Source organism: Mycobacterium sp. 48b (genome assembly GCF_048282725.1).
Lineage (GTDB): Bacteria > Actinomycetota > Actinomycetes > Mycobacteriales > Mycobacteriaceae > Mycobacterium.
Map to the genome: position 1 here is coordinate 3,119,287 of NZ_JBLVUL010000001.1, position 24,195 is coordinate 3,143,481.

The window sequence follows — 24,195 nt, forward strand, 5'->3', positions numbered from 1 at the left end:
CTGTGGACGCCGTGAGTCGCACGACTACGCAGACCATGCACGCAGTGGCGGCCGAACCGCTGCACCAGGGGTTCTTCGCGCACGCGCAGGTGGCACCGGACGAGGTCGCGGTGTTCGGGCCGACAACCCGCTGGACCTACGGGCAATTGCGCGAGCAGGCGCTGTCGGTGTCCGGTGCGCTTGCGGTGGCAGGCGTTCGCGTCGGCGATCGCGTTGCCGTCGTCGGCCCCACCGGCCTGGACACGGTGATCGCCACGCTGGGAATCCTGGCGGCAGGCGCCGTCTGTGTGCCGGTCGACACCTTCGACCCGGCCGAGCCGGTCCTGGACCACACGGGTGTGCGGATGGCGCTGTTCACCGGCGACGGACCGCCCAGCTGGCTGCCTGCGCTCACCGTCTCCGAGGCACTACGGATCGGAGAGCGCACCTGCGGAGTCTCCCCGGTGCGCTCCGCGCCGCGTGATCCCGCCTTCCTGGGGTCGCTCGACGAGAACGGATATGCGGTGGTGACTCACGCCGCCGCGCACGATGCCGTGGTGGAGCTCAGCGCCCGGCTCGGCGTCACCGGCGATGACCGGATCGGCGCGTTCTCTGCTGCGGGTGCCGCGGCGCCGATCCTCATGATGCTGGTGGCACTGACCGCCGGCGCAGCCGTCGTCGTCGCCGATGATGCGCCACGGCGCAATCTCGAGCGGGGGATGAACGGGTTCGCCCTCGCGGTGCGGCATCGGGATGCGGTGGCTGCTCTCGACACCGCTGTGCCATCGTGACCGGGCCGGATACCCAGATCACCGTCAAGCCCTGGGTGAAGCGCTATTCAGGGTCCGAAAGCACAACAGCCACACTGGTATTCCCGCATGCCGGCGGAGCGGCACTGGCCTACCGCGGATTCGGGATGGCGCTGGCCGAGGCCGGTTCCGACGCCTACGTCATGCAGTACCCGCAACGCGGCGACCGGTTGTCGCACCCGGCCGCACCCACGGTCGGCGAACTCGCCAAAGATCTGTTCGACGCGGCTGACTGGGCCGGTGTGGGATCGATACGGCTGTTCGGACATTGCATGGGCGCCGTGGTGGCCTTCGAATTCGCCCGAATCGCAGAACGCAACGGCGTGGTGATCGATGCCCTGTGGGTGTCGGCCAGCGAGGCACCGTCGGCGGTGGCCGCTGCGCCCGCGCTGCCGATGGCCGAGTCCGAGATCCTCGCCGAGATGGTCGATCTCGGCGGTACCGATGAGGCACTGCTCGCCGACGAGGATTTCGTCGAACTGCTGCTGATGGCGGTGCGGGCCGACTACGCGGCATTCAACCGGTACTCGTGTGAGGCCGACGTGACGATCGCCGCCGACATCTACGCCCTGGGTGGCGACCGCGACCATCGCATCAGCGAGGACATGCTGCGGCGCTGGGAATCTCACACTGCCGGCGCCTTCACATGCTCGATGTTCGACGGCGGGCATTTCTACCTCAACTCCCAGCTCGAGGATGTGGCGGAGCTGGTCAATGAGCTCTAGCACCCAACCTCCCGGGTCCGACGCCGCCGACCCGGTGGTGATCGTCGGGATGGCGCTGGAGGCTCCGGGCGGGATCGAGACCGCCGACGACTATTGGGCGCTGCTGACAGAGCAACGCGAAGCGCTCGGCCGATTTCCGACCGACCGCGGCTGGTCGGTGCGCGAGCTGTTCGACGGTTCGCGTCGTGACGGGTTCAAACGCATTCACGACCTCGGCGGATTCCTCTCCAGTGCAACCACATTCGATCCCGCATTCTTCGGTATCTCACCGCGTGAGGCAGTGGCGATGGACCCGCAGCAACGCATCGGCCTGCGGATCGCGTGGCGCGCACTGGAAAACAGCGGCATCAATCCCGATGACCTGGCCGGCCACGACGTGGGCTGCTACGTCGGAGCCTCGGGCCTGGAGTACGGGCCGGCGCTGTCGGAGTTCTCCCACCACAGCGGTCACCTGATCACCGGCACCTCGCTGGGCGTGATCTCGGGCCGGATCGCCTACACGCTGGACCTGTGCGGCCCGGCGCTGACCATCGACACATCGTGTTCGTCGGCATTGACCGCATTCCACACCGCCGTGGCCGCGGTACGGGCGGGGGATTGCGACATGGCCCTGACCGGCGGTGTCTGTGTGATGGGCACACCCGGCTACTTCGTCGAGTTCTCCAAACAGCACGCATTGTCCGACGACGGGCACTGCCGGCCCTACAGCGCACACGCCAGCGGGACGGTGTGGGCCGAGGGGGCGGCGATGTTCGTGTTGCAACGCAGATCCGCGGCCCTGCGCAACGGTCGGAGCATCCTGGCCGAGGTGCGCGCCACCGCCGTCAACCAGGACGGCCGCACCACCGGTCTGACCGCGCCCAGCGGCAGCGCCCAGCAGCGGTTGTTCGCCAAGGCGATCGCGCAGGCAGGCGTGCGGCCCGAGGACGTCGGCATGATCGAGGGCCACGGCACCGGCACCCGGCTCGGTGACCGGACCGAATTGCGTTCGCTGGCAAAGACATACGGGGTCGCTCCGCCGGGTGCGGGCGCCATGCTGGGATCGGTGAAATCCAACGTCGGTCACTCGCAGGCCGCTGCGGGCGGGCTGGGCCTGGCCAAGGTCATCCTGGCCGCCGAGCATGCGTCCATCCCCGCCACCCTGCACGTCGATGAGGTCAGCCGGGAGATCGACTGGGACGCCCAGGGTCTGCGCCTGGCCACCAAGCTGACCCGGTGGTCCGCGGTCGACGGGCAGCGCATCGGCGCGGTATCGGCCTTCGGGATGAGCGGCACCAATGCCCACGCGATCATCTCGGTTCCCGACGCCGCGGGAGCGGCCGCATGAGCGAGGCGCGCGAGCGGATCATCGTTCCTGCGCGGGAAGCCGACGCCCTGCCCGATGGGCGCACGCCGGTCCTGCTCAGTGCACACGCCGAGGATCTGATCGGTGCCGATGCCGCTGCGATCCTGTGCTATCTGGATTCGCGTCCCGAGGTGGGCGCCGGCGACGTCGCCGCCACCCTGCTGTCCACGCGGCGACTGCGTCGGCACCGCGCCGTGGTCCGGGCCGGCGATCGCGACGAGCTCGTCGCGGGTCTGCGCGCCTTGACCGAGGACGCCGATCATCCGCTGGTCACCCGGGCACAGGGCGGTTCTGCGGCATCGGGTTCGAGTGCCCGTATCGCGTTCGTGTTCCCGGGGCAGGGCAGCCAGTGGCCCTCGATGGGTGTGCAGGCCTATGGCCGGCTGCCGGTCTACCGGTCCGAGGTGGACAAGTGCGCGGCCGAGTTCGAGGCGGCCGGCGCCGCCTCTCCGCTGGATTACCTACTGGCCGAACCGGATTCGGGTGCAGTCACCAACGACTTCTCCCAGGTGCAGATTCAGGGTGCCCAGTTCGTCCACGGTGTGGCGCTGGCCCGGGTCTGGCGCTCCTGCGGTGTGCTGCCCGATATCACCGTGGGCCACAGTCTGGGTGAGATCGGTGCCGCCTACGTGGCAGGCAGCATCAGCCTGCCGGAGGCGGTGGCCGTGGTGGTCGCCCGCGCGACCGTACTCGACCGGTTGACGGGTCCCTACCGGGTCGCCGTACTCGGGATCACACCCGACGAGGCGTCGAAAGTGGTTGACGAGACCCCGGGCTGGCTCGAACTGTCGGTGGTGAACTCACGGTCGTCGGTCGCGGTGTCAGGGGATGCCGAAGCCGTGGCCGCGGCGGTGGCGGCGGTGGCCGGCCGCGGGTCGTTCGCCAAGGAAATCGAGATGTGGTTCCCGGCGCACACGACCGCGCTCGACTCGGCTCGCGCCGAGCTCGAATCGATGCTGCCTACAGCACAATTCAGCGAATCGCCGGTGCAGTTCATCGGTTCGGCCACCGCTGACGTGGTCGAGGCCGGTACGGATTTCGCTGACTACTGGTACACGAATCTGCGCAGCACCGTGCGCTTCGACCGGGCTGTCGAGACGGCAGCCCGGCGCGGGGCCCGGATCTTCGTGGAACTCTCGGCGCACCCCGCGCTGCTGTTCGCGATGGGGGACCTGCTCGACGACGCGACCGAACTCACCGGTGGTCCTGTGGTGATGGTGGGATCGGGCCGGCGCGACGAACCGATCACCGAACGGCTCAGTGCCAACATCGTCTCGGTGGCGATGGCCGACACCGGCTACCGCTGGGATGACCTTCCCAACGACGGCGCCACATCGCTGCGCGACTTCCCGTTTGCTCCGATGCGGGCCGAACATCTCTGGGCCACACCACAACCGTTGCCGCCGGTCGCCGGTGTCACGGTGAGTGTGGAGCACTGGGAGAAGGCGTCCGCGCTCACATCGCCGGCCGGGCAACGCCGCGTTGCGGTGCTCGACCTCGCGGCCGGGCAGGGATCGGCGGCCGCATTGAGCCGCGCGCTCGACGAAGTCGCGGGTGCGGAGGCTGTCGCCCCCGCCGATGCCGATCTGCTGATCGTCGTGGCGCCGGTGTCCGACGAGACCGACACCGTGACTGCGGCAGAAACCTTGAGCCGCCGCATCGATGACGGCCTGCTCGGCTACGCCGACGCGATCGCCGCCGAGACCCGCGACGTGTGGCTGGTCACCGCCGGCGGTGAGCGCGTCGGTGACGAAGAGCCGTCGCGGCCCGAGGCGGCGGCGCTCGCCGCGATGCACCGCAGCGTGGGCTACGAGCACCCGGACCAGTCCTTCCGGCACCTGGACCTCTCGCCCGCCCCTCTCGATCCGGTCGCCGCAGCCGCGGCCGTCACCGCCATGCTGACCGACTCCGACGACATCGCGTTGCGGGACAACGGGTCCGGGCCCACGGTGTGGCAGCGCGGCACGCGTGACGACACCTCCGATGCCCGGTCCTGGACCGCCGAGTCAGGGATCTTCGACGAGGTGGTCATCACCGGCGGGGCCGGCGCGGTCGGCCTGCACTTCGCCGGCCACCTGGCCGAGCTGGGAGCCCGACGTATCGTGCTGCTCAGCCGCAGTGGACTCGATGAGCAGCAGGTGTCCACACTGGCTGCTCGCGGGACCGAGATCCTGGCACCCCGATGCGATCTCACCGACCCGGCACAGATCGCCGCGACCGTCGCCGAGCTGGAGCTCGGCCCGGCATCGCTGGTGATCCACGCCGCCGCGTCCGCCACGATCGCCCCGGGCGGGGAACTCACCGGTGCGACCGTGCGGGATACGTTCGCGGCCAAGGTGTGCGGGCTGGCCAACGTGGCAGCGGCATGGCCGCTGCGTCCGGATGCCCGGATGGTGTTGTGCTCCTCGGTATCCGGTCTATGGGGCGGATACGGCCACGCCGCCTACTCGGCGGCCAACCGGCTGCTGGACACCCTCGGCGCGCAGTTGCGGGCCGACGGCAGGCACTGCACTGCGGTGCGCTGGGGGCTGTGGCCGGGCGAAGGCATCATCGACCCGGCCGAGATCACCCGGGTCGAACGGTCCGGCCTGCGGGCCATGGCGCCCGACCTCGCGGTCGAGGCAGGGCTGCGGGACCATCCGTCCGATCCACTGGTGTTCACCGCCGACGCCGAACGGCTGCGGACGTTCCTCGGCGGGACCGACCAGCCTGCGGTTGCAGCGGTCGGCGAAACCCCCGAGGCAGTGGACGGCGATGCGGCGGATGCAACGGGCGCGATGCGGATCGCACTGGGTTCCGTGTTGAAGCTGACCGACACCACCGCACTGGATTTCGATACGTCGTTGCTGGATCTCGGCGTCGACTCACTGTTGGCCATCGATCTGCGCAAGAAGCTCAAGAAGGCCACCGGCCGATCAGTGCCGCTGGCCACCATCCTCGGTGGCGCAACCGCCGCCGAATTGATCGAGCATTTGGAAAAGACCTGAAAAGGAAGCATTTTCGCGTGACTGACATGGTTAGTGCCGACTCGGCAGCCCCCCGCACCTCCGAGGCGCGTCTGGAGCTGATGCGGCGCAGGCTTGCCGAACGGGGCCTGGCCTCGGGGTCGGACTCCGGCCAGGCGGGGGGCGACGAAGGCTCACCGGTCGATCCCACCGTGCTGTCGGACGGGCAACGCCGGATGTGGTTCGTGCAGGGATTCGACCCGAGCGGCGTGCTGCTCAACATCAGCCTGTCCTACCGGCTCAGCGGGGTGATCGACCCCGAACGGCTCCACGATGCTCTGAACGCCGTGGCGCAGCGGCACCCGATCCTGCGCACCACCTATCACGCCGACGAGAACGGCGAACCCACCGCGACGGTGCACGACGACCTGACCCCGGGCTGGGCGGTGCACGATCTGTCCGACAAATCGGAGCGGGCCCGCAAGCTGCGTCTGGAGGTGCTGGCCCAGCGCGAGTTCGGCGCGGCCTTCGACCTGAGCAGTGACTCCCCGCTACGGATCTCGTTGATCAAGACCGGCCCGGCCGAACACGTGATGCTGCTCGTCGCCCACCACATCGCCTGGGACGACGGATCGTGGCGGGTGTTCTTCGCCGACCTGACCCAGGCCTACTCGGGGGCACAGCTTCCCGAGACGCCGCGCGTGACGGTCACCGCCACCGGAGACGGCGGTGAGGACCTGGCGTACTGGCGCGAGGTGCTGGCCAACCCGCCGGAGCCGCTGGAGTTGCCCGGCCCGGCAGGGTCGGTGGTTCCGAACGGTTTTCGGTCCCAGCGCAGCACGGTGCGGCTGTCCGCCGAGACCGTCGCGCGCGTGTCGGCGCTGGCACGTGACAGCGGGGCCACACCGTACATGGTGCTACTGGCCGCGTTCGGCGCGCTCATCTATCGCTACACCCACACCGACGATTTCCTGATCGCCAGCCCGGTACTCAACCGCGACACCGACGAAACCATCGGCTATTACGGCAACACGGTGGCGATGCGGCTGCGGCCGCAGGGCTCGGCCGGGTTCCGGGATCTGGTCGAATCCACCCGGGACACCGCCATCGGCGCCTTCGCGCATCAGCGGGTCAACCTCGACCGGGTAGTGGCCGAGCTCAACCCGGACCGTCGGCACGGCGCCGAGCGGATGACCCGGGTGAGCTTCGGGTTCCGCGAGCCCGACGGCGGCGGTTTCGCCCCCGAGGGGATCGCCAGCGAACGTGCCCACCTGCGCGGGCAGCACACCCAGTTGCCACTGGGTTTCATGGTCGAACTCGACGGCGACGGTGCGGTGGTGGAGGCCGAGCATCTCACCGAGGTGATGGATGCCGAACTCGCCGCGCAGATGCTGCGGCACTTCGCCGTCCTGTTGGACAGTGCACTCGCCGAGCCGGACCGTCCGCTGTCGCGGCTGGAGCTGTTCACCGCCGAGGACGCCGAGTGGTTGCGCGCGGTATCCACCGGTGAGCAGTTCGAGACGCCGGCGACCACGCTGGGGGCGCTCGTCACCGAGCAGGCGGCCCGGACCCCGGACGCCGTCGCGGTGGTCTACGAAGGTCGCCACTACACCTATCGCGAGCTCAACGAGTCGGCGAACCGCTTGGCGCACTGGCTGATCGGACAGGGCATCGGTACCGAGGACCGGGTGGCGGTGCTGCTGGAGAAGTCACCCGAGCTGGTCATCACGGCACTGGGCATCGTGAAGGCCGGCGCGGTGTACCTGCCGGTCGACCCGACCTACCCCGAGGACAGACTCACCTACATACTCTCCGACTCCGACCCGAAAATCGTTCTGCGCGAGCCGGTCGACGGCCTGGAGAACTACCCGAGCACGGATCCGACGGACGCCGAGCGGGTGCGGCCGCTCCGTCCGGACAACACCGCGTACCTGATCTACACATCGGGGTCGACCGGCCTGCCCAAGGGTGTGCCGGTGGCGCACCGGCCGATCGCGGAGTACTTCGTCTGGTTCGGCGGCGACTACCAGGTCTCCGAGGACGAACGCCTGCTGCAGGTGGCCTCGCAGAGCTTCGACGTGTCGATCGGCGAGATCTTCGGCATGCTCGCCGCCGGTGCGCGCCTGGTGATCCCGAAGCCGGGTGGGCTGGGGGACATCGGCTATCTCACCGATCTGCTGCGCGACGAGGGCATCACCTCGATGCACTTCGTCCCGTCGCTGCTCGGACTGTTCCTGTCGTTGCCCGGTGTGAACGAGTGGCGCACGCTGCAGCGCGTCCCGATCGGTGGCGAGGCACTGCCCGGAGAGATCGCCGACAAGTTCCTCGCCACGTTCGATTCCCTCCTGCACAACTTCTACGGGCCCACCGAAACGGTGCTGAACTGCACCCGATACAAGGTGGAGGGCAAGCAGGGCGCGCGCATCGTGCCGATAGGCACGCCGAAGATCAACACCACGATCCACCTGCTCGACGATGCTCTGCAGCCGGTACCGGTCGGCGTGATCGGTGAGATCTACATCGGTGGAACGCATGTCGCGCACGGTTACCACGACCGCCCACGCCTCACCGCGGAGAGGTTCGTCGCCGACCCGTTCAATCCCGGCGGACGGATGTACCGGTCGGGTGACCTGGCTCGGCGCAACGCCGACGGCGATATCGAGTTCGTCGGCCGCGCCGACGAGCAGGTCAAGATCCGTGGCTTCCGAATCGAACTGGGCGAAGTCTCCGCCGCGATCTCCGTCGACCCGTCGGTGGGCCAGGCTGTGGTCGTGGTCAGCGACCTCCCGTCGCTGGGCAAGAGCCTGGTCGCCTACATCACGCCGGCCGCCGGCGCGGAAAGCGTGGAGATCGACCGTATCCGGGCCAGGGTGACCGCTGCGCTGCCCGAATACATGATCCCGGCGGCGTTCGTCGAGCTCGCCGAGATCCCGATCACCGCGCACGGCAAGATCGACCGACGGGCCCTGCCCGAGCCGGAGATCCGCTCGGCCACCGAATTCCGTGCGCCGGACACCGACACCGAGCACGAGATCGTCGCGCTGTTCGGTGAGCTGCTCGAGCGCGACGGCGTCGGCGCCGACGATTCGTTCTTCGATCTGGGCGGTCACTCGCTGCTGGCGACCAAACTGGTTGCCGCGGTTCGGTCCCGCTGCGGGGTCGAACTCGGGGTGGCCGATGTCTTCGAGAACGCCACGGTGGCGGGCTTGGCGGCCAAGGTCGACGAACTGCGCGCATCCGGCCTCGGCGCCGGGCTGCCGGCCATCGTCGCCACCAGCCATGACGGTCCGGCGCAGATGTCGGCGGCCCAGCACCGGCAGTGGTTCCAGTTCCGTATCGACGGACCCAACCCGGTCAACAACGTGCCCTTCGCCGCACGGCTGACCGGTCCCTGCGATGTCGAGGCACTGGCCACCGCGGTCAGCGATGTGGTCACCCGCCACGAGATCCTGCGCACCACCTACCGCGAAATCGACGGTGTGCCTTACCAGGTGGTCCATCCCGCCGCTCCGGTCGCGGTGCGCCGCGCCGCCGGCACGGGCGAGGAGTGGGTGCAGAGCGAACTCGACGCCGAACGGCGGCACTGCTTCGACCTGGAGAACGAGTGGCCGGTCCGCGCCGCGATGCTGTCCACGCCGGATTCGCATGTGCTGTCACTCATCGTGCACCACATCGCCGCCGACCACTGGTCGGGCACAGTGCTGTTCACCGACCTGCTGACCGCCTACCACGCTCGCCGAGCCGGACACGCGCCCGAATGGGCAGCGCTGCCTGTGCAGTACGCAGACTTCGCAGCCTGGCAGGTAGAGGTGCTCTCGGGCGCCGAGGAGCGTGTCGAGGAGCAACGCGCCTACTGGACACAACAATTGGCGGGGCTGTCGGGGGAGCCGGACGTCGAGAACGGCCTGCAGCCGGACTTCCCGAGGCCGCCGGTGCCGACCGGTGAGGGCAAGGCCCTCGACTTCACCATCGACGCCGCGCTGCGGAGCAAGATCGTCGAGCTCAGCCGTGAACTCGAAGTCACCGAGTTCATGGTGTTGCAGGCGGCCGTTGCGATCGCGCTGCACAAGGCCGGGCAGGGCACCGATATCGCCTTGGGTACTCCGGTGGCCGGGCGTACCGCGCCCGAACTCGACGCGCTGATCGGGTTCTTCATCAACATCGTGGTGCTGCGCAACGACCTGTCGGGCAATCCGACCCTGCGTGAGGTGCTGCGCCGCTCCCGCGACATGGCGCTGGCCGCCTACAAGCATCAGGATCTGCCGTTCGACCGGGTCGTCGACGCGGTGAGCCCGGTGCGTTCGCTGGCGCGCAACCCGCTGTTCGGTGTGGTGGTGCACGTGCGCGAGGACCTGCCGGCCGAGCAGGTCATCGACTCCGGTGCCGGTGGTGAAACCCGTTTCACCGCATTGGAACCCACTTTCGACGTGGCCCACGCCGACCTGTCGCTCAACTTCTTCGCCGAAGCCGGCGCCGGATATCGGGCCACCGTCATCTACCGCACCGAGCTCTACGAGGCGGCCACCGCGCAGCGCCTCGTGGGTTGGCTGCACCGCATCGTCGAGGCTTTCGCAGGCGACGCCGACCAGACGCTGCGCGACATCGCGGTCCTGGATGCGGCCGAACGCGACCTGCTGGTCGAAGACTGGAGTCGTAAGGCCGCGCCGCCGGCCGGGCTGCCGCAGACCGAGGGCGCAGACCGTGTCTACCTGCTCGACGAATGGCGTCAACCGGTGGCCATCGGTGTCACCGGTGACGTGTACTACGCAGGGGGTGCGGTCGGCCGTGCAGCCGGAGCCGCCCGGGGACCTGCCGCACAGCGGTTCGCGCCCAATCCATTCGGGCAAGGACAGCTGTACCGCACGGGGGACCGGGGCCGCTGGACCACCGACGGCCGGCTTGAGCCGATCACCACCGGTGAGCCCGGCCTGCAGGCCGCACTGGAAGCGCTCGACGGGGTGGCGGTCGCGGCGACTCGGCGTTGGGACGGCCGTGGCGCCGTCACAGTGGCCGGCTACGTGGTGCTCGAGCCGGGAGTGGCCGACACCGAAACCTTCCTGGACACCGCGCGGGCCGCGCTGCCCGAGGAGTTCGCCGGTGCCGTGCTCACCGTGGTCGACGACATCGAACCAGCCGGTCTGCCCCGTCCGCGGGTCACCGCGGCCGCACCGTCCGAGCCGCCGGCCACCCCGACCGAGCACACGCTGGCAGCGATGCTGGTCGATCTTCTCGGTGCCACCGAGGTGGGGCGGTACGACGACTTCTTCACCCTCGGCGGCGACAGCATCCTGGCTGTGCAGCTCGCGGCGCGGGCGCGTGATGCCGGCATGGCGATGACGGCACGCATGGTGTTCGAACATCCCGGGTTGGCCGACCTGGCTGCCGCGATCGACGCGGCGGGCGACGGCGCTGCAGCGGCCGACGTGCGCCATGAGCCGATGTCCGCATCGGGCCTGTCGCCCGACGAACTGGCCGCGCTGACCGCGGGATGGGGACAGGACCAGGGGATCTCGACATGACGACCACCGGAACGCCGCCGGGCGTCGAGGATGTCCTGGCGCTCAGCCCGCTGCAGCAGGGGCTGTACTCACTGGCGGGCCTGACCGAGGGGGACGACGGGGCCGACCCGTATGTCATCGCGATGGCCGCCGACGTCGACGGCTCACTGGATCCGGAGCTGCTGAGGACCTGCGCCGAGGCCATGCTGGTTCGGCATCCGAACCTGCGGGCCAGCTTCTTCCAGGGAAACCTCAGCCGCCCGGTGGCGGTGGTCCCGTCCGCGATCGAGTTGCCCTGGCGGCAGGTGCAGGCCGATGACGAACAGGCGATCACGCTGGAGGCCGAGGAACGCGCCCGGCGGTTCGACCTCGGACGCGGGCCGCTGATCCGTTTCCTCCTCATCGAGAAGCCCGGCCTGCGTTGGCGTCTGGTGATCGTTGCCCATCACATCGCGATCGACGGCTGGTCTCTGCCGGTCTTCGTGGGTGAACTTCTCGCGCTCTACGGAGCCAAGGGTGAGCTCAGCGCGCTGCCGTCCGCCGTGCGCCCGTATCGCGATTACATCGGCTGGCTGGCCGGGCGTGATCAGCAGGCCAGCCGGGCGCGGTGGCAGGCTCATCTGTACGGCATGGATGCCCCGACCCTGTTGTCCCCGGTGCTGGCCGGCCGGGAGACCCAGCCCGGCCTGCCGTCGCGCACCGAGGTGAACCTCGACGAACAGCAGTCCGCAGCGATCTTCGAGGCGGCCCGAAGCCGGGGCGTCACGGTCAACACCTTGTTCCAGATGGCCTGGGCGACAATACTTTCTGTCTTCACCGACCGCGCCGACGTGGTGTACGGCGTCACGGTGTCGGGACGCCCGGACGAGCTGGCCGGCGTCGAGTCGATGGTCGGCCTGTTCATCAACACCGTGCCGCTGCGGGTCCGGGTCGACCCCAGCCTGCCGGTCGGCAGCCAGTGCCTGGCGCTGCAGCGCGAAGCCGCCGAACTGCGTGAGCACAGCTATCTCAGCCACACCGAGTTGCGTTCGCTCGGCGGCATCGGCGAGCTGTACGACACCTTGCTGGTGTACGAGAACTTCCCGCCCGGCGGGCTGGTCGGCAGCGACCAGTTCGATCTCGGCGGGGCGGTGTTGCGGCCGTCGGCTCTGGAGAGCCTGTCGCACTTCCCGGTCACCATCGCCGCGCATCCCACCCACGGCCGGCTCACGGTGCTCGTCGAAACCCTCGACGGGGCACTGGGGCCGCTCGATCCGCGTGCCCTGGGACTGCGTGTGCTGACAGTCGTTCAACGGCTGCTGGACAGCTGGGAGCGTCCGCTGCGCGAGGTCGCCGTCACGCTCGACGACGATCCACAGCCGGCCGGCGCACCCGCCGCTGCCGGTGACGGCCGATTCCACACCGGCTTTCACACCGCGTTCAGCGAGACCGCCGGGGATCGGCTCGGTTCGGTGGCATTGAGTTGGGACGGGGGAGAACTCAGCTACCGCGAGCTCGATGACGCCGCCGACCGCCTCGCCGCCGAGCTGATCCGGCGCGGAGTGAGCCACGAGACCCCGGTCCCGATCCGGCTGCGCCGCGGGCCCGACTACGTGGTGGCGATGCTAGCGGTGCTCAAGGCGGGCGGGCTGATCGTGCCCCTCGATCCGGCCATGCCCGAGGAGCGGGTGGCCGAGATCCAGCGCCAGATCGGTGCGGGCCGGCACTCCCTCGTCGTCGACGAAATCCTGCTCGCCGCCGTCGATTCCGAGCCGGACGCCAACTACCGGCCGGTGCAGGTGCGTCCCGGGCAGGGCGCCTACATCGTGTTCACCTCGGGCACCACCGGAAAACCCAAGGGCGTCATCGGAACCCATCATGCGCTGCGTGCCTATGCCGCCGATCACGCCCACCACGTGCTCCAGCCCGCGGCCGAGCGCCTCGGCCGCCCGCTGCGGGTGGCGCACGCCTGGTCGTTCACCTTCGATGCGGCGTGGCAGCCGTTGGCTGCCCTGCTCGACGGGCACACCGTGCACATCGTCTCCGACGAGGTGCAGCGCGACGCCGAGGCACTGGTGGACACCATCGGGCAGTTCGCGATCGACATGATCGACACCACCCCGTCGATGTTCGCCTCGCTCCGCGCCGCGGGCCTGCTCAGCCGGGTGCCGTTGGCGGTACTCGCGCTCGGTGGCGAGGCCATCGACACCGCCACCTGGCAGGGGATCCAGGCCGAGTGCGAGCGCACCTGGATGTCGGCGCACAACTGCTACGGCCCGACCGAGACCACTGTGGAAGCCGTCGTCGCGACGATCGCCGAACACGAGCAGCCGTGCATCGGTCATCCCACGGATTCGACCGCGGCCTATGTGCTCGACGGCTGGCTGCGTCCGGTTCCCGACGGTGTGTACGGCGAACTGTATTTGGCCGGTGGCCAATTGACGCGTGGCTACCTGGGAAGACCGGGGGAGACGGCGGCCCGGTTCGTGGCCGATCCGTTCACCCCTGGCGCCCGCATGTACCGCACCGGTGACGTGGTGCGCAGGAATCCGGGATCCGGCGCGGTCGAGTTCCTCGGCCGCAGCGACGACCAGGTCAAGATCCGCGGCTTCCGGGTGGAACCCGGCGAGGTGGCCGCGACGCTGCACGCACATCCCGGCGTGCGGCATGCCCATGTGGCGGTACGGCAGCACCGCAGCGGGCCGCGACTCGTCGCCTACGTGGTCACGAATACCCCGGCCGCGGAGCTGCGCCGGATGCTGACCACCACGCTGCCGAGGCATCTGGTGCCGCACCACATCGTCGTCGTCGACGAGATCCCGCTGACCACCAACGGCAAGGTCGACGATGCCGCGCTGGCGGCGCTGGGCACCGGCGGTTCGGGCGAAGGGTCCGAGCATCCGGCCACCGACACCGAGCGGGTGCTCGCCGAGGTGCTGGCCGAAGTCCTGGGGACTTCCGGAAGCTCGGGAGTCGACGTGACCGCCGACTTCCTCGACCTCGGGCTGGACAGCATCGTGGCGCTGTCGGTCGTGCAGGCCGTGCGGCGCCGCGGAGTAGCACTGCGGGCCCGGTTGATGCTGGAATGCGCGACCGTCCGCGAACTCGCGGCTGCGATCGACTCCGACGCGGTCGCCGTCGAGCGCTCCGAGGGTGCTGCCGACGAAGAGACGGCGTCGGGACCGATCCCGCTCCTGCCCAACGGGCGGTGGCTCTACCAGCACGGTGATCCCCGCCGGCTCGCGCAGACCGAGGTGTTCCGGCTCCCGACGGGCGTCACCCGCCCGCAGCTGGACGTGCTGTTGCGCAACGTGATCGACGGGCATGAGGTGCTGCGCACCCGGCTGGACCGGGCGGCACTGGCCCTGGTCGCACACGCGCCGCGCGAGGTGCTCTCGGAAGCGACCGGGTCGGGTGACCTCAACGCCGCGGTGGCCGAGCAGGCCGAGCTCTCGGTGCAGCGCATGGACCCGGAGAACGGATCGATGCTCGACGCGGTCTGGCTGCACCACCCGGAGGTGGACGGCGGCGTGCTGATCCTGACCGCGCACGTGCTGGCGCTGGATCCGGCATCGTGGCGAATCCTGGTCGGCGAGCTCGAAAATGCCTGGCATGCACTGGCTTCCGGACGCACTCCGATGCCGGTCCGTGAACACACCCCGCTCCGGCAGTGGTCACGTCTGCTGACCGAACGGGCGGCCGAGCTCGGGACGTGCGGCTACTGGGAGCAGCAGTTCGAGGGCGACGATCCCGACATCGGTACCCGCCGTGTCGATCCCGCCACCGACCGAATGGCCGATGTGACCATCACGATGGCTTTCACGGAACCCGAGCTGACCGCCCGATTGTTGACCGGTGCGGTGCCGGTGACCGAGGTGCTGGCCGCGGCGACGGCCCGCTCCATGAAAGATTGGCGTCGGCACCGTGGCCAGCCGGTCCCGGCGCCGCTGCTGGCGCTGGAGACCCACGGCAGGTCGGATGCGGTGGTATCGGACCGGGACGACGTGGACACCGGCGATACCGCCGGGCTGCTCAGCATGATCTACCCGTTGCGTCTGCACACCGACGACGCGCGTGGTGTGGCAGCGCAGGTGGCGGCAATCCCCGGTGATGCCATCGATTACGGACTGTTGCGTTACCTGCGTGAGGACACCGCCGAACGGCTGGGAGCTCATCGGGACCCGCAGGTGCTGCTCAACTATCTGGGCCGGATCGAGCTGGATGCCTCCGATCACGCCCTGCTGCAGGACCGGTCGTTGCAGACCGGTGTTACCCCGATTCCCGAACCGAATGTCGCTGTGCGCCATGAACTGACGATCATGGCCGCGGTGATCGACCGCGACGGGTCAGCCGTGCTCGGCACCCAGTGGCGGACCCTGCCTGACATTCTGTCCGCCGACGACATCGCCGCCCTGCAGGCGATGTGGCAGGACGCGTTGCGAGAGGTGTTGCGAGAGGTGACCCAATGAGCGCCCCATCGGCCCCCACCCTGGCCGTCATCGGAGCTGGACCCAAGGCCATCGCGGTGGCCGCCAAGGCCGCCGAGTTGCGGGCGATGGGTGTGCCTGCCCCCGAGGTGGTCGTCGTCGAGCGTGCCGGGGTGGCCGCCAATTGGCAGGCCATCGGCGGCTGGACCGACGGCAACCATCGCCTCGGCACCGGACCCGAGAAGGACGTCGGCTTCCCGTACCGGTCCGCCCTGGTGCCGCGGCGTAACGCCGAACTCGACGAGCGCATGACGCGGCACAGTTGGCAGGCCTACCTGATCGCCACGGGCGGATTCGCCGAATGGGTGGACCGCGGCAGGCCCGCGCCGACCCACAAGCGCTGGAGCCAGTATCTGGGCTGGGTGGCCGATGACATCGGGATGAAGGTCGTCATCGGTGAGGTGGAACAGATCTCGGTCGACGCCGCCGGCAATTCAACCGACGCGCACCGGTGGGTCCTGCGCACCGCCGACGACTCCGTCACTGCCGACGGGCTGATGGTCACCGGTCCGGGCCAGGCCGAACGGTCGGTGCTGCCGGGCAACCCGCGGGTGATGTCGATCGCGCAGTTCTGGCATCAGGCCGGCAAGCACGAGATGATCAACGCCGAGCGGGTGGCGGTGATCGGCGGCGGTGAGACCGCGGCTTCGATGCTCAACGAGCTGTTCCGCCACCGGGTTTCGACCATCACCGTGATCTCACCGACGGTCACCTTGTTCACCCGCGGTGAGGGATTCTTCGAGAACACCTTGTTCTCCGATCCGACCGGGTGGACCGGACTCACCTTGACCGAGCGCCGGGATGCGCTGGCCCGCACCGATCGTGGCGTGTTCTCGGCCCGCGTGCAGGATGCGCTGCTGGCCGACGACCGCATCCGCCATCTTCGTGGCCGGGTCGCGCACGCGGTGGCCCGTGACGAGCGGATCCGGTTGACCCTGTCCACCAACACCGGGGGCGAGGCGGTCGAGACCGTGCACGGCTTCGACCTGGTGATCGACGGGTCCGGAGCCGACGCCTTGTGGTTCGCCCCGTTGTTCAGCCAGGACGCGCTGGACCTGCTCGAGCTGGGCCTCGGCGGTCCGCTGACCGGAGAAACCCTGCAAGAGCACATCGGTCACGACCTGGCCCTGACCGACGTGTTCCCCAAGTTGTTCCTTCCGGGGCTGGCCGGGCTCACCCAGGGCCCGGGCTTCCCGAACCTGAGCTGCCTTGGCCTGTTGTCCGACCGGGTGCTGGGTGCAGACCTGGCCCACCCCTCGATGAGGAGACTCGATGAGTTCCAATCCGTTCGATGACGAGAACGGCACGTTCCTTGTACTGGTCAACGATGAGGAGCAGCACAGCCTGTGGCCGGCGTTCGCCGATGTGCCCGCCGGCTGGCGGGTCGTGTTCGGTGAGGCCGGCCGCGCCGAGTGCCTGACCTACGTCGAGGCGAACTGGACGGATCTGCGGCCCGGCAGCCTGCGTAAGGCCATGGCGAACTAGGCGACAGTCGTCCGGCGGCGGCTACGCCGGGCTGGGCGCGAGGGCGTCCATGTCGAACACCCGGGCGTGCAGGATGGTGCGGTTCCGCAGCGCCGCGCGCACGGCCCGGTGCAGGCCGTCTTCCAGGTAGATGTCGCCGCGCCATTTCACGGCGTGCGGGAACAGGTCGCCGTAGAACGTCGAATCTTCGGACAAAAGCCGGTCCAGGGCCAGCACCGTGGTGGTGGTGACGAGCTCGTCGAGGCGCAGCTGGCGCGGCGGAATCCGGGACCAGTCCCGGTAGGACAGCCCGTGCTCCGGGTAGGGTTTGCCCTCCTGGACGCCTTTGAAAATCATCGACGGCCCGCGTCCGTCGCAGTGATGCGCGGTGTTGCCATCGGCATAGTTGCCCAGGCTAGTACGTTCGCGGGTCGTCGCCCGCGCCGGTATCACTCGGCCCATGGATCCCGAGCGCCCGCTGCGAATCGGTAAACCCGCTGATGATCAGTAAAATGAACCGAGCAAAATAAAGTCATCGCTGCTGCGAAGGGTAGGTGAACAGGTGGGGAGTGCCGACGAACGTCGTTTCGAGGTGCTGCGCGCCATCGTCGCCGACTTCGTGGCCACCAAGGAGCCCATCGGCTCCAAGACGCTGGTGGAGCGTCACAACCTGGGAGTGTCCAGCGCCACGGTCCGCAATGACATGGCGGTGCTGGAGGCTGAGGGCTACATCGCCCAGCCGCACACCAGCTCGGGCCGCGTACCCACAGAGAAGGGCTACCGCGAGTTCGTCGACCGGATCGACAACGTCAAGCCGTTGTCCTCGTCGGAACGTCGCGCCATCCTGTCGTTCCTGGAGTCCGGGGTCGACCTGGACGACGTGCTGCGGCGCGCGGTACGGCTGCTCGCGCAGCTGACCCGGCAGGTCGCGATCGTGCAGTATCCGACCCTGTCCACCTCGTCGGTCCGTCACCTGGAGGTGGTGGCGCTGACCCCGGCGCGACTGCTGCTGGTGGTCATCACCGATTCGGGCCGGGTCGATCAGCGCATCGTGGAGCTCGGCGATGCCATTGACGAGCATGAGCTGTCCAAACTGCGCGAGATGTTGGGGCAGGCGCTGGAGGGTAAGCCGCTGACCGCGGCGTCGATCGCGGTCAGCGATCTGGCCACGCACCTCAACGGCCATGGCGCGCTGGCCGATGCTGTCGGCCGGTCGGCGACTGTCCTGGTCGAGACGCTCGTTGAGCACACCGAGGAACGACTGCTGCTCGGCGGAACCGCCAACCTGACCCGCAACACCGCTGATTTCGGCGGATCGCTGCGGTCGGTGTTGGAGGCTCTGGAGGAGCAGGTGGTGGTGCTGCGGTTGTTGGCGGCCCAGCAGGAAGCGGGCAAGGTAACCGTACGGATCGGTCATGAGACCGAGGCCGAACAGATGCTGGGAACGTCGGTGGTGAGTACGACGTACGGCAGTTCGGGCAAGGTGTACGGCGGAATGGGTGTGGTGGGTCCCACTCGAATGGACTATCCGGGAACCATCGCCAATGTCGCGGCGGTTGCTCTGTACATCGGCGAAGTACTAGGTACCCGGTAAAGCAGCCGGTTCGTCCGGCACAGAAAGGTCAGGCAAGGTCAGCGTGGCACGCGATTATTACGGCTTGCTCGGAGTGAGCAAAGGCGCGAGCGATTCGGAGGTCAAACGTGCCTACCGACGGCTGGCGCGTGAGCTGCATCCCGACGTCAACCCCGATGAGGAAGCGCAGGCCCGGTTCACCGAGATCCAGGTCGCCTATGAGGTGCTCTCGGATCCGGAGAAGCGCCGCATCGTCGACCTGGGCGGGGACCCGATGGAATCGGCGGGCGCAGCGCCCGGCGGGTTCGGCGGGTTCGGTGGTTTGGGCGACGTCTTCGAGGCGTTCTTCGGCGGCGGTACGTCGTCTCGTGGTCCGGTCGGCCGGGTGCGGCCCGGCGCCGATTCGCTCCTGCGGATGCGGCTCGACCTGGCGGAGTGCGCCACGGGCGTGACCAAGCAGGTCACCGTGGACACCGCGGTGTTGTGCGACCTGTGCCACGGCAAGGGCACCAACGGCAACTCCACGCCGGTCGCCTGCGACACCTGCGACGGCCGGGGTGAGATCCAGACCGTGCAGCGCTCGCTGCTCGGCCAGGTGATGACCACCCGTCCGTGTCCGGTCTGTGGGGGTATCGGCGAGGTCATCCCGGATCCGTGCCACCGCTGCGGTGGCGACGGCCGGGTGCGCGCCCGTCGTGAGATCAGCGTCAAGATCCCGGCCGGGGTCGGCGACGGCATGCGGGTGCGGCTGGCCGCGCAGGGCGAGGTCGGCCCGGGTGGCGGGCCTGCCGGTGACCTCTACGTCGAGGTCCACGAGAAGCAACACGAGATCTTCGTCCGCGACGGTGACGACCTGCACTGCACCGTCTCGGTGCCGATGGTCGACGCTGCGCTGGGCACCACGGTCACCGTCGACGCGATTCTGGACGGGCCCACCGAACTGACCATCGCCGCGGGCACCCAGCCTGGCTCGGTGACCACATTGCGCGGCCATGGCATGCCGCATCTGCGGTCCGGCGTGCGCGGTGACCTGCACGCCCACATCGACGTGGTGGTGCCGTCACGGCTGGACAACACCGATACCGACCTGCTGCGCAAGCTGAAGGAGAACCGCAGCCGCGATGCCGCGGAGGTGCGCTCGACGCAGGCCTCGGCGAGTTCCGGCGGTCTGTTCAGCCGGCTGCGCGAGACGTTCTCCGGCCGCTGATGCCGTGAGTGCAGCGCTTTTCTACGTCGACGCGCTGCCGGGCGCGGGGGAGCTTGCCGTCGTCGACGGCGACGAGGGCTTCCACGCATCCAACGTGCGGCGCATCCGTGTCGGCGAGCAGATCGACCTCAGCGACGGCGCGGGGACGCTGGCGCACTGTGTCGTCGAAGAGACCGCCAAGGGCCGGTTGTCGGCGCGGGTGACCGAGCGGACGGCCATTGTGGCCCCGCGTCCGACGGTCACCGTGGTGCAGGCGCTGCCCAAATCCGATCGCTCGGAGCTTGCTGTCGAGCTGGCGACCGAGGCCGGCGCGGACGGGTTCGTTGCCTGGCAGGCGATTCGGTGCGTGGCCCGCTGGGACGGTCCGAAGGTGGAGAAGGGCCTGCGACGCTGGGAGGCGGTGGCCCGCTCGGCGGCCCGCCAGTCGCGCCGTCCGTACGTCCCGGCCGTCGAGGGCATGTTCTCGACGTCGGCGCTCACCCAACGCGTTGCCGACGCTGTGGCCGGCGGTGCGGTGGTGCTGGCATTGCACGAGTCGGCCACCGAGCCGTTTGCCGAACTGCCTTTGGCCCAAGTGGATTCACTGATGCTCATCGTCGGGCCGGAAGGCGGTATCGCCGACGAGGAGATCGCTGCGTTGACCGGCGCCGGCGCGAAGGCCGTCCGGCTGGGCCCGACGGTGTTGCGCACGTCGACGGCCGCGGCGGTGGCGCTGGGAGCGATCGGTGCGCTGACCGGACGCTGGAAGATTTAGCGCCCTCAGTCCATTCGGGTCAAGGGTGGGTCTCGCGCAGGTACTGCGAGACGGCGAGAGCCTCGGCTTCGGCAGCTCGTTGGGGAGTGGGAAGGCCGATGTCGTGGGTCAGGTATTGGCTGACGGTTGCCTCGTCGACACCTTGGCGGCGCATCAACTCGGAAACCAGTTCAAACTGCACCGAACGGCCCTTCAGGCTGGCGAGTTCTGCCGTTTTTCTGATCGTTTGGGCGAGTTGATTCTCGGTCAAACGACCTACTTCCGGGGACAACTCGACCGCGAAGATCCCTCCACTGATGGACGCCGTCACGCTGAGCATGTGTGACGGGTGCGCGACCGTGAACAGCGCGCGGGAATCCGCGTCGACGGGATCCTGCGTCTCCGTGCCGAACGCATCGAAATCGAAGGAACCCATGTCGGTTTCGGCGCTCGGGGAATCAGGGGTTGCGTCCCAGCCGGAGTGTTCAGCTTCGGACTCGGCGTCCGCCGCATGATGATCGAGAGCCTCCAGACCGGACCAGTCATCATCTCCCTGGGCTGGACCGTCGAAGTCCAGCGCATCCATGCCGTCGTCGAAATGCTCGGCGTCGTCCTCCCAATCGCCCGGCATCAGCTGCCGCCGGGATGCATCTGGGCGCCGATGCTGCATTGCTCCTGGGCGTCGACCTTGTCGTAGTTGGCTGCGGCGGTCTCCAGGTTCTCGGCAAGCTCGGCAGAAACCGACTGCATCGCCGTGGCTGCGGAGGATCGGGCAGAACTGGCACTGGCCACGGCCATCGCGGTTCCCGAGCACACCACGCCATGCGTCACCAGGACCGAGAGGCTGGCGGTGCCGGTAGTACCGGCGGTCGCTCCGTAACCTTCGGCCGCCGATGTCTGCTTGGCGGCCAGCTCACGAACCTCGGAGGTTTGCACCTTCAACGGAGTTGACATGGAGAGCTCCTTCTTGTGGTCAGACTGCGCGTGTGGCGAGCGGGGTTGTGGTCGGGGCGGCAGGTCCGACGCCTATGTGTCCGTCACGACCTTCGGCGTCGGGGCCAACGGCGATGTGGGTGGGAGCCCGCTCACCGGTGGCTTCGCTTCCGGCGCCGGCCGCGTCCTGCTGTTCGGTGCCGGCTTCTTCCGGGCTTTCGCCCTTCGCGTCCTCGGCCTCCGCCGCAGCGGTCTTCTCAGCCGCGTCGGGAGTGTCCTCCTTGGCCTGTTCGGCCTGGCTGACGGCCTGGCTGGCGGCCTGAGTGGCAACCTGAGCGACCTGGCCGATCAACGTGCCCAGCGATCCGAGCAGGCTGGATCCTCCACCCGATGCACCGCTACCGCTACCGCTCGACGCGCCACCGCTTCCGGTCGACGAACCGCCGCTGGTGGAGGGCACAGAGCTCGCGCCGGCACCGCTCGACGTGCCAGAACCCGAATTGGTCGACGCTCCGCTGCCGCCGCTGGACGAGCCGCCACCGGTGGAACCACCGCCACCGCTGGACGCGCCACCGCCCCCGGTCGGGGAGCTCCCGGTCGGTGCGCTGGTGGTGGGGGAGCCTCCTGTCGGTGCGCTGCCGTTGCCGGAGGTGGTCGGAGTGCCTGGGCTGGAAGTGCCCGGTGCCTCGGTCATCGAGCCGCCACTGGGCTTGGCCTCGCTGCTGACCTGCTGGTATTTCGAGATCGCTTGCTCCAGCTGATTGGCGTTGTCCATGGCGTTGGAAACCATCTCGCCCATGGTGACTCCGGCAGCCCCGCTCGCGACGGCAACGGCTGCGGCCTGCAACGACAGCGAAGCTGCCTGCCCGTAGACCGGAATGGCGTTCAACGCCATCGCCGGGGCGATAACCGCACCCAAGCAGGTCGCGATGTTGTCCATGTTGTCTCGCGTGGTGGCAACCTGCTCGGCTTCGGTGCCCAGAATCGAGATGACCTGATTGTCGGCGCTGATCATGGCCGAGGTGCGATCGATCTGCTTGGAGTTCTGGGAGCTGTAGGCGCCGGAGCTCGTTCCCTCCCACGACTGTGGGTACGCCTGCTCCAAGCCACGGCCGGTGGACTGCAGGGCGGTCGCGCCCTCGTTGAAGTCGTCTCCGCCGTTGGGGTCGCCGAATCCCAGCGTTTTCGAAATCAGATCCAGGGCGATCATTCCGCCCTCGATGATCGGGGTGGCGTAGGCCGCGGGTAGGAACATCTGGGCGAGCTGGGCACCGTCGGAGACGAGGCCGACAACACCCATCGGGTCGCCTTCGAGGATCGACTTCACGTCGTCAACGATGTCGCCGACCCCCTCGACGGCATCCTTGATGTCGCCGAGCTTGCCGAGCGGCCCGCCGTCGCTGTCGGATCCGGTGTGAGACCCGTCGTTGCGAGACCCGGTGTGAGACCCGTTGTTCGAGTCTCCTGAGTGGTTCCCGTTATTGGATCCGTTGTGGTGGTTTCCATGGCGATTGGAACTACTCGGACTGTGCCCTCGCGACATGCCAGCGTATCCCCCGAAGCGTGGTGTCAGGGCCATTCCCCCTGAGATTTGACTGTCGAAGCCTAACAGCGGTGAAAGGAGGTCCCGATCGCCAATTTGGGTGCGCTGCAGCCCTGTTGCCGTCATATCGCAGCTGACCGGTGCACCGACCGATCGCTGGGAGATTTAGCGCTACCTGCGGCCTGGCCAGGCATTACGCTCAATTGGTGAGTTTTCCGCCGCAAGGCCCGCCGCCGTACGGTCAACCTCCCTACGGGCAGCAGCCGCCGCATTGGCCGCCACCGCAGGGGCAACCGTGGCAGGGCCAGGCCGGCGCCCCGCCGCCTCCCTATGGCCGGCCGCCGCAATGGCCTCCGGCGCAACCGCCGATCCGGCCGAAGAAATCGGGACTCGCCATCGCGATCGTCGCTGTCATCGCCGTCGTGGGAATCGCGTTCGTCGGGTTCATGGGGTACGAGATCTACAAGGTAGGTGCAGAGGGCCAAGACCGGACTGCCCAGTCGGCATCCGATTTCTCCACCGTGTGCGAGAACGATCGGATCACCAATGCCGCGGACTACGGCAAGCCGTACAACGTCGCGGCCTTCTTCACCGGTCTGGGAATCGTCGACGAGACCTGGTTGCCGGTCGCTTCCGACAAATGGACCACGTCCGACGACTACACCCAGATCAACGTCGTTGCCTGCCTGGATCGAAAGAAGGGCAGTGAGGTGAAGGCCACGTCCTGCGTCGACGACGATGACGGGAACCGCGTCACCGTCGACTATTACTCCGTCGAATACGAGGTCACGTTCCGCGAGGCCAAGACCGGCAAGGTGATCAAGAGCGGGGAAACCGTCACCGGTACCGCCGACAGTTGCCCCTTCCTCGCCAGCTACGACCGCCGGTCCCGGAAGATGTACGCCCGGCCGGACGACGATGCGGTGCAGGCCGCGTTGGCCGGGTTCGCGGGCTGATCGGAGCCGGTGCGGTCCC

At 68.6% G+C, this 24,195-nt stretch carries 16 protein-coding genes; 12 read left to right on the top strand and 4 right to left on the bottom strand.

Going from position 1 to position 24,195, the window contains the following annotated elements:
* The first annotated feature begins 2 nt into the window (after positions 1-2).
* From ACNQR1_RS15165 to ACNQR1_RS15200, 8 genes are read left to right on the top strand one after another with little or no spacing between them, the layout of a single operon-like run.
* Positions 3-770, top strand: coding sequence for an AMP-binding protein (locus ACNQR1_RS15165; RefSeq protein WP_418047029.1), 768 nt, complete (start codon positions 3-5; stop codon positions 768-770).
* Complete coding sequence (locus tag ACNQR1_RS15170) at positions 767-1,513, top strand: thioesterase II family protein (protein ID WP_418047030.1); 747 nt, start codon at positions 767-769, stop codon at positions 1,511-1,513. Before ACNQR1_RS15165 ends, ACNQR1_RS15170 begins: the two co-directional genes overlap by 4 nt.
* Positions 1,503-2,840 (top strand): polyketide synthase, encoded by a 1,338-nt coding sequence (locus ACNQR1_RS15175; protein ID WP_418047031.1) that lies wholly within the window; start codon positions 1,503-1,505, stop codon positions 2,838-2,840. Before ACNQR1_RS15170 ends, ACNQR1_RS15175 begins: the two co-directional genes overlap by 11 nt.
* The gene (gene mbtD / locus ACNQR1_RS15180) at positions 2,837-5,845 is read left to right on the top strand and encodes a mycobactin polyketide synthase MbtD (protein ID WP_418047032.1); all 3,009 of its coding nucleotides are present in this window, start codon (positions 2,837-2,839) and stop codon (positions 5,843-5,845) included. The genes ACNQR1_RS15175 and mbtD overlap by 4 nt, the downstream gene beginning before the upstream one ends.
* 26 nt (positions 5,846-5,871) lie before the next feature.
* Positions 5,872-11,322 carry an amino acid adenylation domain-containing protein gene (locus ACNQR1_RS15185; RefSeq protein WP_418050376.1) on the top strand — a complete coding sequence of 1,817 codons (5,451 nt, stop codon included), beginning with the start codon at positions 5,872-5,874 and terminating at the stop codon, positions 11,320-11,322.
* The gene (locus ACNQR1_RS15190; RefSeq protein WP_418047033.1) at positions 11,319-15,749 is read left to right on the top strand and encodes an amino acid adenylation domain-containing protein; all 4,431 of its coding nucleotides are present in this window, start codon (positions 11,319-11,321) and stop codon (positions 15,747-15,749) included. The genes ACNQR1_RS15185 and ACNQR1_RS15190 overlap by 4 nt, the downstream gene beginning before the upstream one ends.
* Positions 15,746-17,062 carry an NADPH-dependent L-lysine N(6)-monooxygenase MbtG gene (gene mbtG, locus ACNQR1_RS15195; protein ID WP_418047034.1) on the top strand — a complete coding sequence of 439 codons (1,317 nt, stop codon included), beginning with the start codon at positions 15,746-15,748 and terminating at the stop codon, positions 17,060-17,062. The genes ACNQR1_RS15190 and mbtG overlap by 4 nt, the downstream gene beginning before the upstream one ends.
* On the top strand, positions 17,040-17,252 hold the full coding sequence (locus ACNQR1_RS15200; protein WP_418047035.1) for an MbtH family protein: 213 nt from the start codon (positions 17,040-17,042) through the stop codon (positions 17,250-17,252). The genes mbtG and ACNQR1_RS15200 overlap by 23 nt, the downstream gene beginning before the upstream one ends.
* Positions 17,253-17,273: 21 nt before the next feature.
* Here the strand turns inward: ACNQR1_RS15200 and ACNQR1_RS15205 are convergent, their stop codons facing one another.
* Positions 17,274-17,588, bottom strand: a complete 315-nt coding sequence (locus ACNQR1_RS15205) for a type II toxin-antitoxin system VapB family antitoxin (RefSeq protein WP_039322059.1) — start codon at positions 17,586-17,588, stop codon at positions 17,274-17,276.
* Between the two features lie 205 nt (positions 17,589-17,793).
* Between ACNQR1_RS15205 and hrcA the strand changes: the two genes are divergently transcribed.
* From hrcA to ACNQR1_RS15220, 3 genes are read left to right on the top strand one after another with little or no spacing between them, the layout of a single operon-like run.
* A complete protein-coding gene (hrcA, locus tag ACNQR1_RS15210) occupies positions 17,794-18,825 on the top strand; it encodes a heat-inducible transcriptional repressor HrcA (protein ID WP_418047036.1) in 1,032 nt (343 codons plus the stop codon).
* 43 nt (positions 18,826-18,868) lie between these two features.
* Positions 18,869-20,011, top strand: coding sequence for a molecular chaperone DnaJ (dnaJ, locus tag ACNQR1_RS15215; RefSeq protein ID WP_418047037.1), 1,143 nt, complete (start codon positions 18,869-18,871; stop codon positions 20,009-20,011).
* Positions 20,012-20,015: 4 nt separating this feature from the next.
* A complete protein-coding gene (locus tag ACNQR1_RS15220; RefSeq protein ID WP_418047038.1) occupies positions 20,016-20,765 on the top strand; it encodes a 16S rRNA (uracil(1498)-N(3))-methyltransferase in 750 nt (249 codons plus the stop codon).
* Between the two features lie 19 nt (positions 20,766-20,784).
* On the opposite strand, the gene ACNQR1_RS15225 is transcribed toward ACNQR1_RS15220, so the two are convergent.
* Genes ACNQR1_RS15225 through ACNQR1_RS15235 form a run of 3 tightly spaced genes read right to left on the bottom strand, consistent with a single transcriptional unit; the run spans position 20,785 to position 23,220 of the window.
* Entirely contained in the window at positions 20,785-21,375 is a 591-nt protein-coding gene (locus ACNQR1_RS15225; RefSeq protein WP_418047039.1) for a hypothetical protein, read from the bottom strand.
* On the bottom strand, positions 21,375-21,698 hold the full coding sequence (locus tag ACNQR1_RS15230; protein WP_418047040.1) for an ESX-1 secretion-associated protein: 324 nt from the start codon (positions 21,696-21,698) through the stop codon (positions 21,375-21,377). Before ACNQR1_RS15230 ends, ACNQR1_RS15225 begins: the two co-directional genes overlap by 1 nt.
* Positions 21,699-21,717: 19 nt before the next feature.
* Positions 21,718-23,220, bottom strand: coding sequence for an EspA/EspE family type VII secretion system effector (locus ACNQR1_RS15235; protein ID WP_418047041.1), 1,503 nt, complete (start codon positions 23,218-23,220; stop codon positions 21,718-21,720).
* 206 nt (positions 23,221-23,426) lie between these two features.
* Here ACNQR1_RS15235 and ACNQR1_RS15240 point away from each other — a divergent pair, with 206 nt between their 5' ends.
* Positions 23,427-24,176, top strand: coding sequence for a hypothetical protein (locus ACNQR1_RS15240; protein ID WP_418047042.1), 750 nt, complete (start codon positions 23,427-23,429; stop codon positions 24,174-24,176).
* Positions 24,177-24,195: the final 19 nt, after the last annotated feature.

Coding starts and splice junctions, on each gene's coding strand:
- mbtD (WP_418047032.1), top strand. CDS start 2,837: ATGAGCGAGGCGCGCGAGCGGATCATCGTTCCTGCGCGGGAAGCCGAC.
- ACNQR1_RS15235 (WP_418047041.1), bottom strand. CDS start 23,220: ATGTCGCGAGGGCACAGTCCGAGTAGTTCCAATCGCCATGGAAACCAC.
- ACNQR1_RS15230 (WP_418047040.1), bottom strand. CDS start 21,698: ATGTCAACTCCGTTGAAGGTGCAAACCTCCGAGGTTCGTGAGCTGGCC.
- ACNQR1_RS15205 (WP_039322059.1), bottom strand. CDS start 17,588: ATGATTTTCAAAGGCGTCCAGGAGGGCAAACCCTACCCGGAGCACGGG.
- mbtG (WP_418047034.1), top strand. CDS start 15,746: ATGAGCGCCCCATCGGCCCCCACCCTGGCCGTCATCGGAGCTGGACCC.
- ACNQR1_RS15190 (WP_418047033.1), top strand. CDS start 11,319: ATGACGACCACCGGAACGCCGCCGGGCGTCGAGGATGTCCTGGCGCTC.
- ACNQR1_RS15175 (WP_418047031.1), top strand. CDS start 1,503: ATGAGCTCTAGCACCCAACCTCCCGGGTCCGACGCCGCCGACCCGGTG.
- ACNQR1_RS15200 (WP_418047035.1), top strand. CDS start 17,040: ATGAGTTCCAATCCGTTCGATGACGAGAACGGCACGTTCCTTGTACTG.
- ACNQR1_RS15225 (WP_418047039.1), bottom strand. CDS start 21,375: ATGCCGGGCGATTGGGAGGACGACGCCGAGCATTTCGACGACGGCATG.
- ACNQR1_RS15185 (WP_418050376.1), top strand. CDS start 5,872: ATGGTTAGTGCCGACTCGGCAGCCCCCCGCACCTCCGAGGCGCGTCTG.